Annotated in this window: 14 protein-coding genes; 9 read left to right on the forward strand and 5 right to left on the reverse strand. The window is 71.6% G+C overall.

Features of this window, described 5'->3' with window-relative positions; translation table 11 throughout:
• Positions 1 to 130: 130 nt before the first annotated feature.
• Together AQJ27_RS11140 and AQJ27_RS11145 are read left to right on the forward strand one after the other, a co-directional pair.
• Positions 131 to 1471, forward strand: a complete 1341-nt coding sequence (locus tag AQJ27_RS11140) for an NsdA family TPR-like regulatory protein (protein WP_067365639.1) — start codon at positions 131 to 133, stop codon at positions 1469 to 1471.
• Positions 1472 to 1578: 107 nt separating this feature from the next.
• Positions 1579 to 2154 carry an NUDIX hydrolase gene (locus AQJ27_RS11145; protein ID WP_067365642.1) on the forward strand — a complete coding sequence of 192 codons (576 nt, stop codon included), beginning with the start codon at positions 1579 to 1581 and terminating at the stop codon, positions 2152 to 2154.
• On the opposite strand, the gene AQJ27_RS11150 is transcribed toward AQJ27_RS11145, so the two are convergent.
• Complete coding sequence (locus AQJ27_RS11150) at positions 2151 to 2408, reverse strand: hypothetical protein (protein ID WP_067365645.1); 258 nt, start codon at positions 2406 to 2408, stop codon at positions 2151 to 2153. The two genes, AQJ27_RS11145 and AQJ27_RS11150, sit on opposite strands and share 4 nt — an antisense overlap.
• Positions 2409 to 2633: 225 nt before the next feature.
• Positions 2634 to 3494 carry a 3-hydroxybutyryl-CoA dehydrogenase gene (locus AQJ27_RS11155; RefSeq protein ID WP_162489349.1) on the reverse strand — a complete coding sequence of 287 codons (861 nt, stop codon included), beginning with the start codon at positions 3492 to 3494 and terminating at the stop codon, positions 2634 to 2636.
• A gap of 250 nt (positions 3495 to 3744) precedes the next feature.
• Here AQJ27_RS11155 and AQJ27_RS11160 point away from each other — a divergent pair, with 250 nt between their 5' ends.
• A complete protein-coding gene (locus AQJ27_RS11160; RefSeq protein WP_079064930.1) occupies positions 3745 to 5010 on the forward strand; it encodes a glycoside hydrolase family 10-like protein in 1266 nt (421 codons plus the stop codon).
• A 40-nt stretch (positions 5011 to 5050) separates the two neighbouring features.
• Here AQJ27_RS11160 and AQJ27_RS11165 read toward each other — a convergent pair whose 3' ends face one another.
• On the reverse strand, positions 5051 to 5242 hold the full coding sequence (locus AQJ27_RS11165) for a DUF1918 domain-containing protein (RefSeq protein WP_067365648.1): 192 nt from the start codon (positions 5240 to 5242) through the stop codon (positions 5051 to 5053).
• 44 nt (positions 5243 to 5286) lie between these two features.
• Positions 5287 to 6225, reverse strand: a complete 939-nt coding sequence (locus AQJ27_RS11170; RefSeq protein WP_067365652.1) for a DMT family transporter — start codon at positions 6223 to 6225, stop codon at positions 5287 to 5289.
• On the opposite strand from AQJ27_RS11170, the gene AQJ27_RS11175 reads away from it, so the two are divergent.
• The 6 genes from AQJ27_RS11175 (at position 6224) to AQJ27_RS11200 (ending at position 12524) form a co-directional block, all read left to right on the forward strand.
• On the forward strand, positions 6224 to 7660 hold the full coding sequence (locus AQJ27_RS11175) for an aminotransferase-like domain-containing protein (RefSeq protein WP_067365654.1): 1437 nt from the start codon (positions 6224 to 6226) through the stop codon (positions 7658 to 7660). The two genes, AQJ27_RS11170 and AQJ27_RS11175, sit on opposite strands and share 2 nt — an antisense overlap.
• Before the next feature lie 55 nt (positions 7661 to 7715).
• On the forward strand, positions 7716 to 8282 hold the full coding sequence (locus tag AQJ27_RS11180; RefSeq protein WP_067365657.1) for a TetR/AcrR family transcriptional regulator: 567 nt from the start codon (positions 7716 to 7718) through the stop codon (positions 8280 to 8282).
• 119 nt (positions 8283 to 8401) lie between these two features.
• Positions 8402 to 9859 carry an MFS transporter gene (locus AQJ27_RS11185; RefSeq protein WP_067365660.1) on the forward strand — a complete coding sequence of 486 codons (1458 nt, stop codon included), beginning with the start codon at positions 8402 to 8404 and terminating at the stop codon, positions 9857 to 9859.
• A 68-nt stretch (positions 9860 to 9927) separates the two neighbouring features.
• Positions 9928 to 10368 (forward strand): SRPBCC family protein, encoded by a 441-nt coding sequence (locus AQJ27_RS11190; RefSeq protein ID WP_067365663.1) that lies wholly within the window; start codon positions 9928 to 9930, stop codon positions 10366 to 10368.
• Between the two features lie 56 nt (positions 10369 to 10424).
• Complete coding sequence (locus tag AQJ27_RS11195; protein ID WP_067365666.1) at positions 10425 to 11792, forward strand: carotenoid oxygenase family protein; 1368 nt, start codon at positions 10425 to 10427, stop codon at positions 11790 to 11792.
• A gap of 147 nt (positions 11793 to 11939) precedes the next feature.
• Positions 11940 to 12524: a histidine phosphatase family protein gene (locus tag AQJ27_RS11200; protein WP_067365669.1), complete on the forward strand. Its 585-nt coding sequence runs from the start codon at positions 11940 to 11942 to the stop codon at positions 12522 to 12524.
• Here AQJ27_RS11200 and AQJ27_RS11205 read toward each other — a convergent pair.
• A complete protein-coding gene (locus tag AQJ27_RS11205; RefSeq protein ID WP_067365673.1) occupies positions 12521 to 12976 on the reverse strand; it encodes a DUF6314 family protein in 456 nt (151 codons plus the stop codon). The two genes, AQJ27_RS11200 and AQJ27_RS11205, sit on opposite strands and share 4 nt — an antisense overlap.
• Positions 12977 to 13055 lie beyond the last annotated feature (79 nt).

Below are 13055 nucleotides of genomic sequence, written 5' to 3' on the forward strand. Positions count from 1 at the left end.
TCTGCGCGACAGTGTGCACACGGTACGGATACGGGCATTCGGTTCACACCCCGTGTGAAGGGGGACCCACAAGTACAGGGGACGGATTACTCTGACCGCACTGTCGCCACCGAGCCATCCGGGGGCCCGAATGCAGCCCAACACTCTGCTCGACGCGATACTCGACGAGGCCGGCGTCTCGCACGCCGGACTCGCCGCGCATGTCAACCAGGCGGGGAGGGCACGCGGCCTCGCGCTGAGATACGAACACACGGCGGTGGCACGGTGGTTGAAGGGCCAACGCCCGCGCGGCCAGGTGCCCGACCTGATCTGCGAAGTGCTCGCGGGGCGCCTGCACCGGCCCGTCACCCTGGACGACATCGGCCTCGGCGTGCCCGGCGAGTCGTCGGCCCCGCACGGCACCTCGCTCTCCGGTTTCGTGGAGCGCGCCACCGCCCTGTGGCGCTCCGACGAACAGCAGCGCCCGCATCTCCTCGGGGCCCCGGCCGTCACCGGAACGCCCGCCGTGATGCCCGTGTGGGAGTGGGAGAACCCGCCCGAGGACGTGGACGTCTCACGCGGCGGCCGCCACCACGTGAGCATGGCCGACATCGAGATGCTGCGCGCGGCCCGCGCCCACTACGAGCAGATGTACCGCAAGGCCGGCGGGGTGGCGACCCGCAGCCGGATCGTGGGTTTCCTCAACGCGGAGACCGCGCCCCTGCTGCGCGGCAGCTACCCCGACGCCACCGGCCGCCAACTCCACCGTGCGACGGGCGGCCTCGTCGCCATCGCGGGGATCTGCGCCTACGACTCCGACGCGCACGGGCTCGCCCAGCGCTACTTCCACCAGGCGCTGAGGCTGGCGAAGGCCAGCGGGGACCGGGGTCTTGGGGCGTACGTCATAGCCCTGCTGGTCAACCAGGCACTGTTCATGCGCGAGCACCGGCAGGCCGTCGCCTTCGCGGAGGCCGCGCTGCGCGCCGCCGGGCGGCACATCACCCCGGCGCTCGCCTCGGACCTCTACGCCATGCAGGCGAAGGCGTACGCACACCTCGGCGACGGCAGCAGTGCGCTGTCCTGCATCCGGCGTGCCGAACAGGCCGCCGAGCGCATCCGGCGCGGTTATGAACCGGACGAGACCGGCTATGTCCAGCCCGGTCTGGTCAACGTACAGGTGGCGGAGGCACTGCTGAGCCTCGGTGACCTGGTGGCCGCCGCGGCGCACGCCGAGGCGGCCGTGGACACTCCGGCGCACGACCGGGGGCGCGTGCACCGTCTCGCGATGCTCAGTCAGATCGAGCTGCGGCAGGGGAATGCCGACAAGGCGGTGGCCACCGCCGTCCAAATGGCCGAGCAGGCCCGGGGAATGGAGTCCCAGCGGCTGCGCGACAGACTGCGCGCGGTACGCGAACACCTGGTGCGCAGCGGCTGTGCGGGTACGGCCGAGGCCGCCGAACTCATCGACGGAGCACTGCGCGTACCGCTGTAGACCACCAAGTCCCGCCGCCGCACCGTGCACTGTGCGCTGCTGTGCGCCTGCTGTCAGGACGCTCCTGCTGCGATATTGCCATCTACTCGGCGGAAGGTGGCAGAACCGTGCAGTGGACGAAACAGAACGAACAAACTGTGTACGCAAACCGCTGGTTCAGCGTCAATCTCGCAGATGTCGAGCTGCCGGACGGTCGGCACCTCGATCACTTCTTGATACGGCTGCGTCCCGTGGCCGTGGCCACGGTGGTGAACGAGGCCAATGAGGTGCTGCTCCTGTGGCGGCACCGCTTCATCACCGACAGCTGGGGCTGGGAACTCGCGGCGGGCGTCGTCGAGGACGGCGAGGACATCGCCGTCGCGGCGGCCCGCGAACTCGAGGAGGAGACCGGCTGGCGACCGGGACCCCTGCGCCATCTGATGAGCGTCGAGCCCTCCAACGGGCTCACCGACGCCCGGCACCACATCTTCTGGGCCGACGAAGGCGCGTACATCGGACACCCCGTGGACGACTTCGAGTCCGACCGTCGGGAATGGGTTCCCCTCAAGCTCGTCCCCGACATGGTCGCCCGCGGCGAGGTCCCGGCCGCCAATATGGCTGCCGCGCTACTCCTCCTGCATCACCTCAGGCTCGGGCAGGACGCGTTGCCCCGGTCCATCCCCCCACGGCGTCCTGAGCGTTAGTGCCCGAGAGCCTGCCAGACCGCCACGGCGAGTGCGCCCACGGCCGTGAGGGCCGCGATCGCGGGCAATGGCCAGCGGGTGTGTTCCAGGGCGACGACCCGTGCGCTCAGGTCGTCGAGCTCCTTGGCGGTCTGTTCGGCGCGGTGACTGAGCAGGGCATGCCCTCCCTCGACGCGTGCGTATGCCACGTCGAGGCGACGGCGTAACTCTGCGAGTTCTCCATGGACCACGGGATGCTCCGGGTCGGCGGTCACGGGTCCGCTCCTTTCCGTAGTCGTCACATCCCTTGGATGCGCACGGAAAGTCAACTCGCCTGGTGGACACGTGGGGAGCGTGTGCGAGGGGCATATGCGAGCCCGGCGCGCACACGGCGTGTGAATGGCGCGGGCCCGACACCGAAAGGGGTGCCGGGCCCGCGTGTGCCTGAGTTTCACCGTACGTAATCAGGCGACGGTACGAAAGGGGGCGACCGTACGCAATCAGGCGTAGGTGTAGAAGCCCGAGCCGGACTTCCGGCCGAGCCGGCCCGCGTCCACCATGCGCTGGAGCAGCGGGGGAGCGGCGTACAGCGGCTCCTTGTACTCCTCGTACATCGAGTAGGCGACCGAGGCCACCGTGTCCAGGCCGATCAGGTCGGAGAGCTTGAGCGGGCCCATCGGGTGGGCGCAGCCCATCTCCATGCCGTTGTCGATGTCCTCGCGGCTGGCGATGCCCGACTCGAACATCCGGATCGCGGAGAGCAGATACGGGATCAGCAGCGCGTTGACGACGAACCCGGAGCGGTCCTGGGCGCGGATCGCGTGCTTTCCGAGGGCCTTCTCGGCGAACAGCTGAGCCCGGCCGAGGGTGCCCTCGGAGGTGGTCAGCGCCGGGATCAGCTCGACGAGCTGCTGCACCGGAGCCGGGTTGAAGAAGTGGATGCCGACGACCTGGTCGGGGCGCGAGGTGGCGACCGCGAGGCGCACCAGCGGGATGGAGGAGGTGTTGGAGGCGAGGATCGCGTCCTGCCGGGTCACCACCTGGTCGAGCACCTGGAAGATCTCGGTCTTCACCTGCTCGTTCTCGACGACCGCCTCGATCACCAGATCGCGGTCGGCGAACTCGCCGAGGTCGGTGGTGAAGCTGAGCCGCTCCTGGGTGGCGGTGAGCTCGTCCGCGGAGATCTTTCCGCGCTCGGCGGCCTTGGTGAGGGAGTTGAACAGCCGGGTACGGCCGATCTCCAGGGCCTCACCGGTGGTCTCGGCGACCTTGACGTCGAGACCGGCGCGGGCGCAGACCTCGGCGATGCCCGCTCCCATCTGGCCGCAGCCCACCACTCCGACGCGTTCGATGTCGGTCACATCGTCCCCTTCGCTGATCTACGGCTGTCGCAGGGCCCCCGTTGTTCGGTGCCTGCTCCGATCGTGCACGTCCCGTGCACGTTACTCCGAAGTATCGATGATCGATCGCCCGGGTGGGGCATGCTGGCCGAGGAGACGATCCGTGACCGGACGGATCCGGAGCGTGGAGGAGCGGGGCGCAGTGGGGCGGCTGACGGCGGGGACGGCAGGGACGGGGCGGGGGTCACGGCGGGCGTTCACCGTGGCGGCGATGGCGACGCTGACGGGTCTCGTCACGACGGGGGAGCCGGGTCTCGTCGCGACGGGGGAATCGGGTCTCGGTTCGGCGGGGGACCCGGCTGCCGTACCCCGTTCCGGGGCAATCCGAGGGCCCGGTCGGCCACGGACGGACTCCGAGCTGCGGGGCATGTGGCTGTCGACCGTCGTCAACCGTGACTGGCCCTCGCGGGCCGGCCTGTCCGTCGCCCGGCAGCGCGCCGAGCTCCTCGCCCACCTCGACAGGGCGGTGGACCGCCGCCTGAACGCCGTGTTCTTCCAGGTCCGGCCCACGGCCGACGCGTTCTGGCCGTCGTCGTACGAGCCGTGGTCGCAGTACCTCACCGGCGTCCAGGGCAGGGACCCCGGCTGGGATCCGCTCGGCACGGCGGTGCGGGAGGCCCACGCGCGCGGCCTCGAACTGCACGCCTGGTTCAACCCGTACCGCGTCGCGAACCACTCCGACCCCGGCAGGCTCGTGGCGACCCACCCGGCCCGCAAGCACCCCGACTGGGTCGTCCCCCATGGCGGCAGGCTCTACTACAACCCCGGGCTGCCCGAGGTCCGCGCCTTCGTCCAGGACGCGATGCTCGACGCGGTGCGGTCGTACGCGATCGACGCCGTGCACTGGGACGACTACTTCTACCCGTACCCGGCCCAGGGGCAGGTCTTCGACGACGACGCCGCGTACCGGACGCACGGCGCGGGCTTCGCGGACCGGGCGGCCTGGCGGCGCGACAACATCGACAGACTGGTGCGGGAGACGGCCGCCCGCATCCCGCTGATCCGGCCCGGCACCCGCTTCGGGATCAGCCCGTTCGGGGTGTGGCGCAACGGCGCCACCGACCCGCGGGGCTCGGACACCAAGGCCGCCGTGCAGACGTACGACGATCTGTACGCCGACACCAGGAAGTGGGTCCGCGAGCGGTGGATCGACTACATCGTCCCGCAGGTCTACTGGAACCTCGGTTTCGCCGCCGCCGACTACGCGCGGCTCGTGCCCTGGTGGGCGGCGGTCACACAGGGCACGGGAGTGCGGCTGTACATCGGAGAAGCGCTCTACAAGGCCGGTGACCCCGCGCAGCCCGCGGCCTGGCAGGACCCGGCCGAACTCTCCCGGCACCTCACCTTCGCGCGCGAACACACTCAAGTGCGCGGGCACGTCTTCTTCTCCGCCAAGGAGGTCGACGGCGACCGTGCCGGAGCGATGGCGCGGGTCGTTGCCGACCACTACCAGCGGCCGGCGCGACCCGCGCGCTGAAACTGCCGAATGTCTACAGCGGGTTCTTGTGCCCGAATGTCTACAGCGGGTCCTTGTGACGGATTTCCGAGTCGGGGCCCGGTGAGCAGACCGCCTCGTGCCCGTCCGTGAAGCGCACGCGGTACGGGGGCGTGCCCTCCGTTCCTATTACTTCGGTGATCTCCGCGACCTTGTCGTGCTGTCCGACAACCCTGCCGTGCTGCACGAGCTTGTCGCCCACGTCTGCATGCATCTGAAGGGTCTCCTCGTCATCTGCGGGAGTAACGGTCCTGGGGCTCAGCCCCGCGCTCGCTGGGTGAGCGCGATGCAGATCAGCACGGCCGCGGCCGTGAGCGGCGCGGCCGGTGTGAGCTGCTCGCCGAGGAGCAGTACCGACCACACCAGTGTGAGCAGCGGCTGCGCGAGCTGCAACTGGCTGGCCTTGGGAATTCCGATCGCAGCCATTCCGCGGTACCAGACGACCAGGCCCAGGAACTGCGATCCGGCGGCCACCCACAGCAGTCCCGCCACGCTGTGCGCCGACAGGTGGACCGGCTCGTACGACAGCGCCACCAGCGCGCCCGGCACCGACAGCGGCAGACACAGGACCAGCGCCCAGCCGATGACCTGCCACCCCGGCATGGTCCGGGCGAGCCGGCCGCCCTCGGTGTAGCCGGCGGCGCAGATCAGCAGCGCTCCGAAGAGATAGGCGTCCGCGCTGCTCAGCGCCCCACCGCTCTGCTGCACGGTGAACGCGATCACCGCGGCCGCGCCCGCGAGGGCCGCTCCCCAGAATGTCCGCGAGGGCCGCGCGCCGGTCCGCAGTGCCGACAGCAGCGCGGTCGTCAGCGGCAGCAGCCCGACGACCACGGCCGCGTGGGCGGTGGTGGACGTCTGCAGCGCGAGCGTCGTCAGCAGGGGGAAGCCGAGCACGACACCGGCGGCCACCACGGCGAGCCCCGCCCAGTGCCGACGGGCCGGTACGGGCACGCGCAGCGCCAGCAGGCAGCTCCCCGCGATGAGGGCGGCGAGGACGCTGCGCACGGCCACCAGCGACCAGGGGCCGAAGCCCTCAAGCCCCCAGGCGGTGGCGGGGAAGGTGAGGGAGAAGGCGGTGACGCCGAGCGCGGCCTGGAGGGTGCCGGAACGGCGGTCCGCCGGGAGCCCCTGCGCGGGCGTCCTGGGCGTGCTGACCGCTATCCCGATCTCATCAATAGCGCTACTCTGTGTTCTCATGCAAGAGCGTAGCAGTGTCGGAGATCTGGCGAATCAGCTGCGACAGGAGCTGAACCGCTACTCGCCCGGTGGAAAGCTGCCATCGAGCCGGGCACTCGTCGAGCGGTTCCGGGTGAGCCCGGTGACGGTGTCGCGGGCACTGGCTCAGCTCGCCGCCGAGGGGCTGGTGGTGACCCGGCCGGGCGCCGGCGCGTTCCGCGCGCACCCGCGTACGTCCGCCGCGCCCGCCGGGGACACCTCCTGGCAGGAGGTCACGCTGAGCGCGGACGCCGCGACGGAACTCGTCCCGCGCACGGTGGACGCCTCCGGGGTCCTCGCCTCGCTCGCCGCCCCGCCGCCCGGCGTCATCGAGTTCAACGGCGGCTATCTGCACCCCTCGCTCCAGCCCGAGCGGGCCATGGGGGCGGCCCTGTCGCGGGCGGGCCGGCGTCCCGGCGCCTGGTCGCGGCCGCCGATGGAGGGGCTGACGGAGCTGCGCGAGTGGTTCGCGCGGGGGATCGGCGGTGCGATCACCGCCGCGGAAGTGCTCGTCACGGCCGGCGGCCAGTCCGCGCTGACCACCGCGCTCAGGGCACTCGCCCCGCCGGGGGCCCCGGTCCTGGTCGAGTCGCCCACGTACCCGGGCATGCTGGCGATCGCCCGCGCGGCGGGCCTGCGGCCAGTACCCGTACCGGTCGACGCGGACGGGGTGAAACCGGACCTGCTCGCCGACGCCTTCAGGGCGACCGGCGCCCGGGTGTTCGTCTGCCAGCCGCTGTTCCAGAACCCGACCGGCGCCGTGCTCGCCCCCGAGCGGCGCGCCGAGGTGGTGCGGATCGCGCGCGAGGCGGGCGCGTTCGTCATCGAGGACGACTTCGTACGACGTCTGGTGCACGAGGACGCGGGGCCACTGCCGCGTCCGCTGGCCGCGGAGGATCCCGACGGGGTCGTCGTGCACGTCTCCTCCCTGACCAAGGCGACCTCGCCGAGTTTCCGGGTCAGCGCGCTGGCCGCGCGCGGTCCGGTCCTCGAACGACTGCGTGCCATCCAGGTCGTGGACACCTTCTTCGTGCCGCGTCCCCTTCAGGAGGCCGCGCTCGAACTGGTCGGCTCGCCCGCCTGGCCCCGTCATCTTCGGGCCGTGTCCGCCGAGTTGAGGAACCGCCGCGACACGATGACGACCGCGCTCGGGCTGACGCTCCCCGAACTCGCCCTGCCCCACATCCCCTCCGGCGGCTACCACCTGTGGCTCCGCCTGCCCGACGGCACCGACGAGTCCGCCCTGGTCTCAGCGGCCCTCAGGGAGGGCGTGGCCGTCACACCGGGCCGCCCCTACTTCAGCGCGGAGCCCCCTGCGGGGCACCTCCGGTTGAGTTTCGCGGCGGTCGGAGGGACGGGGGAGATCGCGGAGGGGGTACGACGGCTGAGGGCGGCGTGCGACGGGGTGCTGCGGTGACTGGCGCCGACGCGGACGCGTTGACACCCGAGAGTGTGAGTGGTTGAGTACTCACATGAAGAACGAACGACCCCGCCAGCTGTCCACCGCCGAGGAACGCCGGGAGACGGTGCTGCGCACCGCCATCGGCGCCTTCGCGGCGCGTGGCTACTGGGGCACCACCACGACCGAGGTGGCGAAGGCGGCCGGCATCTCGCAGGCGTACGTCTACCGGTTGTTCCCGAACAAGGAGCTGCTGTTCACGGCGGTGGTCGAGCACTGCTTCGTGCTGGTCCGAGCCAGTCTGGAGCGGGCGGCGGCTGAGGCGAAGGGCAGCTCCGCCGAGGTGGTGCTGGAGGCCATGGGAGATGCCTACGCGCGGCTGATCAGCAATAACGACCTGATGCTGATTCAGCTGCACGCCCAGGCCGCGGCCGTTTCCGAGCCGGCCGTACGTGAGGCGGTCCGGCATGGCTACGCCCGGCTGGTGGAGTACGTGCGGGGTGCCTCCGGCGGCACCGAGGGGGAGGTCCAGGAGTTCTTCGCCCGCGGCATGCTCTGCCACCTCATCGTCTCCATGGCGGCCGACGAGGTGGATGCCCCCTGGATCCGGACGCTGTCCGCGGGCATCACGCACTACTGACGCCCGGCGCGCCTACCGACGCCCGGCGCGGTCGCGCTGCCGGGCCTGTCGGCGGGGCACGCAGCCTCGCCATTTTTTGGGCGTCAAGTGTGAGTGGTTGACCACACAAGGAGGATGTCATGAGGATCACGCACACCACCCGAGGCCCCGGAGCGGCGCTCGCGGCTCTGGCGGCGGCGCAGTTCACCGTCATGCTCGCCACCTCGATCGTGAACGTGGCCCTGCCGCAGATCCGCGCCGGCGTCGGGCTGTCGGACAGCGGCACCACCTGGGTGGTCAACGCCTACGGCCTGGCCTTCGGCGCGCTCCTGCTGGCCGGCGGAAGGGCGGCCGACCTGATCGGCCGGCGCCGGGTGCTGCTCGCCGGGCTCGCGGTGTTCGGCGCCGCCTCTCTGGCGGCCGGGCTGGCCGCCTCGTCCCCGGTCCTGATCGCGGCCCGTGCGGTGCAGGGCCTGGGCGCGGCGGCGACGGCCCCGGCGGCCCTGGCCCTGGTGATGGACCTGTTCCCGCCAGGGCCCGGGCGGGGGAGGGCACTTGGCGTGTGGGGTGCCGTGTCCGGGGCGGGCGGCGCGGCCGGAGTCCTGCTCGGCGGGGTCCTCACCCAGGCGTGGGGCTGGCAGTGGATCTTCTTCGCCGTCGCCATCGGCGCGTTCCTGGTGCTGGTCGGCGCCGCCGTCAGCGTGCCGCGGGCCCCGGTCACCGGCAACGGCCGGTTCGACCTGCCCGGCACCGCCACCGTCACCCTCGCGCTGACCGCCCTGGTGTGGGGCCTGACCACCGCCCGCGGCTCGGGCTGGACGGACACCGCCGTCCTCGGGGCCTTCGCCGTCACCGCCGTACTGGCGGCCGTGTTCGTCCTGGTCGAGCGCCGCCACCCGAATCCGCTGTTGCCGCCGCGCCTGTTCCGCGCCGGTCGCGTCACCGTCGGCAACGGGCTGATGGCGCTGCTGGGTTCGGTGTGGATCGCCCTGTTCTTCTTCCTTCCGCTCTACCAGCAGCAGGTCCTCGGCTCCAGCCCCCTGGTCACCGGCCTGGGTCAACTCCCGCTCGCCGCGGCCAACATGCTCGGCTCCACCCTCGCCCCGCGGATCTCCCGCCGGATCGGCGCCACCGCGACGGTGACCGGCGCACTGCTGACCGAGGCCGCCGGACTGCTGTGGCTGTCCCGGATCAGCGCCCACGGCAGTTACCTCGCCGACGTCCTGGGCCCCAGCATCCTCATCGGACTGGGCCTGAGCATCGCCTTCGTCCAGCTCACCGCCCTGTCCGTGGAGGGCGTCGCCCGGCAGGACGCCGGGCTGGCCGGCGGCCTGGTGAACACCACCCGGCAGGTGGGCGGCGCGATCGGCCTCGCCGTCCTGGCCACCCTCGCCGGCACCACCACCGCCCACGCGGCCGCCCATCAGCCGCACCTGGAAGCGCTCACGGCCGGCTACCGCGGCGCCTTCGGCATCTCCGCCGCCGTCCTGGCCGCGACCGCCGTCCTCGCCGCCCTCCTGACCCGGCGAGGCCGCACCCCGGACGGGGAAACCCGGGCCACCGCCGACCCCGACCCGTCCGCCATCCGTACCCGCTGACCCATCGTCAGATCCACCGAAGATCCACCGAAGATCGACCGAAGATCGACCGAGAGGAACAAACGCCAATGTTCACCATCGACGAGACCGCCCCCGTCGTCGTCCGTCTGTCCACCACGATCGTTGCCCCGCTGGAGCGTGTCTGGGCCCTGCACACCGACATCGACGCCTGGCCGAGCTGGAACGCGGACGTCGACCAGGCCACTCTCAACGGCCCTCTGCTGCCCGGCACTTCCTTCACCTGGAAGACCCACGGCCTGGACATCACCTCCACCGTCCGCGAACTGATACCCGGCGAGCGGATCGTGTGGGGCGGCCCCGCGAACGGCATCGACGGCATCCATGTCTGGACCTTCGAGCAGTCCGACGGCCAAGTCACCGTCCACACCGAGGAGTCCTGGAGCGGCGCCCCCGTCGACGCCGCGGTCACGGAACTCGGCCAGGCCCTGCACCAGTCCCTGACCGCCTGGCTCGCCGCCCTCAAGGCCCGCGCCGAGCGGACCGGCTGACACCACCTCGTCCCCGCCCAGCCATCACCACCGATCCGAGAAGCGAGGTTCCTGCCATGACCAGCACCGACAAGCCCTACCTGATCGGCCACTACACCCCGGCCGTCGACGAGATCACCGCCACCGAGCTGACCGTCGAGGGCTCCCTGCCGCCGGAGCTGACCGGCCGGCTGATCCGTAACAGCCACAACCCCAAGCCCGGCGTCACCCCCACCCACTGGTTCAAGGGCAGCGGCATGGTCCACGGCATCCGGCTGCGCGAGGGCCGCGCCGAGTGGTACCGCAACCGCTGGGTGCGCACCCCCGCCCTGGACGGCGCCCCCTACATGACCGAGCAGGGCCCGGACCTGACGGCCAGCCCCGCAGGCACCCACGTCATCGAGCACGCCGGACGCCTGCTGGCGCTGTGCGAGGCGAACCTCCCCTTCGAACTCACCCGGGACCTCGACACGGTCGGCGCCCACGACTTCGACGGCAAGCTGCGCGGCGCGATGACCGCGCACCCCAAGACCGACCCGGTCACCGGCGAGCTGCACTTCTTCGGCTCCTCGCCGTTCCCGCCGTACCTGATGTACTACGTCGCCGACGCCGAGGGACACCTCACCCACAGCGCCGAGGTGCCGGGGGCGACCGCCTCCCTCAAGCACGACTTCGCCGTCACCCGCCACCACGTGGTCTTCGTCGAGGGCACCGTCACCTTCGACCCGGGCGAGCACTCCGGCATCCCCTACGGCTGGAACGACGCGCAGCCGGCGCGGATCGGCGTCATGCCCCGCGGCCCGCAGGGCGCGGCGAAGATCCGCTGGTTCTCCGTCGAGCCGGGCAACATGCTGCACGCCGCCAACGCCTACGAGGACGCCGAGGGCCGCATCGTCCTGGAGGGCCCGACCGTGGACCGTGAGGGCTTCCAGCTCTCCTGGAACTGGTGGGTGGGCGCTCCCGGCCGCGGCACCGAGCCCAACACCCGCTCCTACAACCGTCGATGGGTCATCGACCTGGCCGCCGGCAGTGTCGAGGAGCAGATCATCGACGATCTCGCCGTCGAATTCCCCACCCTCAACGAGGACTTCCTCGGCGCCGAGCACCGCTACCAGTACGCGGTCTCCTTCCCCGACCAGCACGGCTACGGCGGCTACGGCATCGTCAAGTACGACCGCACCACCGGCGCCCGCCGCGTCCACCGGGCCGGCGACGCCCGCCTGCCCAGCGAGGCGGTGTTCGTCCCCGCCGCGGGCGCCACCCGCGAGGACGACGGCTACCTGCTCACCGTCGTCTCCGACCTCAAGCAGGACGCCTCCCAGCTCCTGGTCCTGGACGCCTCAGGACTCGACCGGATCGCGACCGTGCACCTTCCACGCCGGGTCACCGGCGGCATCCACGGCTCCTGGATCCCCGACACCGGCCTCGACACCTCCGACAGCTGAGACTCCGTGGCTCCCGGGGGATACCTCCCCGGGAGCCCGGCCCCGCCCCTCCGCCGGGTCCGCTTCGGCAAGAACACTCCGCCAAGCCTGCGTATACCTTGCGTAACGCCTCTTGACCTGCGGAGTCCCGCACTCCACGATCGCCGCATGCATCTTCGGGTCACTTTCGTCGCCGCCGCTCGCAGCTCCTCGCTGCTGGCCGAACGCTTCGAGGACGACCGGCCGCTGGACCAGGCCGGCTGGGACGAAGTACAGCGCGCCGCCCCGGAACTGGTGTCACTGGCGGCGGCCGAGCTGCGCTACTGCTCGCCGACCCCGCGCAGCCGCGCCACCGGCGACGCCCTCGGGTACGCGCCGCTGGCGCAACCCGCACTGCGCGACTGCGACATGGGCCGCTGGCGCGGCTTCACGCTGGGTGAGGCGATGGCCCGCGAGCCGTCGGCGGTCGACGCGTGGCTCGCCGATCCGCGCTCCGCCCCGCACGGCGGCGAGTCGCTGACCTCCTTCATCTCCCGCGTCGGCGGCTGGCTCGACACCCGCCCGGCGGACGACGGCAGCCGGATCGTCGCGGTGGCCGAACCCTCGGTGGTGCGGGCCGCGCTCGTCTATGCGCTGAAGGCCCAGCCGTCGACGTACTGGAACATCGACGTCCGCCCCTTGTCGACCATCACCCTCACAGGCATCAACGGCCGCTGGAACCTGCGCCTGGAAGGCGTGCCGCAGTACGCCTAGGGCAGCCGTGTGTAGTCGGTCGTGAGGACCAGGTCCTTGGCGGGGCCGCCCACCCGCCACACCGTGCGCCAGCGGTTCTCGTCCCGCACCGTGAACTCGCCCCGGTAGAGGTCCGCCGCGCACGGGTGGTCGGCGACGTACCGGCCGGTGCTCAGGTCCAGGTCGTGGAAGGGGCGGCCGTCGGAGAACTGGACGAGGGCCCTCGCCGGGCTCGGCCCCGGCAGGAACCGCAGCGTCCGTTCGGCGGGCCGGGGCGTGCCCTGCCACACGAACGTGCCGGATTCCTGGTGCAGAAGTCCGTGCGGAGCTCCCGGCTCCTCCAGTGGGCCGAAAACCGTCGTCCCCGTGAACCGGCCCTCCGCACCGCTCGCGAGATCCCGCACCGAGCGCTCCACCCGCCAGCTCCCGCCCAGGTGGGCGAGCACGTCCGTCACTGGCCAGAACTCGCCCATACCGTCCTGCTCTCCGTCCCATGCGATGCCGCGCGACCCATTGACGCGCTCTGCCCCCCTCCCTATCTTGCCGTTCGAA

Source organism: Streptomyces olivochromogenes (assembly GCF_001514115.1).
Taxonomy (GTDB): Bacteria; Actinomycetota; Actinomycetes; order Streptomycetales; family Streptomycetaceae; genus Streptomyces; species Streptomyces olivochromogenes.

What these genes read in the sequence shown, in the direction of transcription:
- AQJ27_RS11165 (WP_067365648.1), bottom strand. Translation starts at nt 5,242, where the DNA reads ATGCATGCAGACGTGGGCGACAAGCTCGTGCAGCACGGCAGGGTTGTC.
- AQJ27_RS11200 (WP_067365669.1), top strand. Translation starts at nt 11,940, where the DNA reads ATGCATCTTCGGGTCACTTTCGTCGCCGCCGCTCGCAGCTCCTCGCTG.
- AQJ27_RS11205 (WP_067365673.1), bottom strand. Translation starts at nt 12,976, where the DNA reads ATGGGCGAGTTCTGGCCAGTGACGGACGTGCTCGCCCACCTGGGCGGG.
- AQJ27_RS11170 (WP_067365652.1), bottom strand. Translation starts at nt 6,225, where the DNA reads ATGAGAACACAGAGTAGCGCTATTGATGAGATCGGGATAGCGGTCAGC.
- AQJ27_RS11160 (WP_079064930.1), top strand. Translation starts at nt 3,745, where the DNA reads ATGGCGACGCTGACGGGTCTCGTCACGACGGGGGAGCCGGGTCTCGTC.
- AQJ27_RS11180 (WP_067365657.1), top strand. Translation starts at nt 7,716, where the DNA reads ATGAAGAACGAACGACCCCGCCAGCTGTCCACCGCCGAGGAACGCCGG.
- AQJ27_RS11140 (WP_067365639.1), top strand. Translation starts at nt 131, where the DNA reads ATGCAGCCCAACACTCTGCTCGACGCGATACTCGACGAGGCCGGCGTC.
- AQJ27_RS11175 (WP_067365654.1), top strand. Translation starts at nt 6,224, where the DNA reads ATGCAAGAGCGTAGCAGTGTCGGAGATCTGGCGAATCAGCTGCGACAG.
- AQJ27_RS11195 (WP_067365666.1), top strand. Translation starts at nt 10,425, where the DNA reads ATGACCAGCACCGACAAGCCCTACCTGATCGGCCACTACACCCCGGCC.
- AQJ27_RS11185 (WP_067365660.1), top strand. Translation starts at nt 8,402, where the DNA reads ATGAGGATCACGCACACCACCCGAGGCCCCGGAGCGGCGCTCGCGGCT.
- AQJ27_RS11190 (WP_067365663.1), top strand. Translation starts at nt 9,928, where the DNA reads ATGTTCACCATCGACGAGACCGCCCCCGTCGTCGTCCGTCTGTCCACC.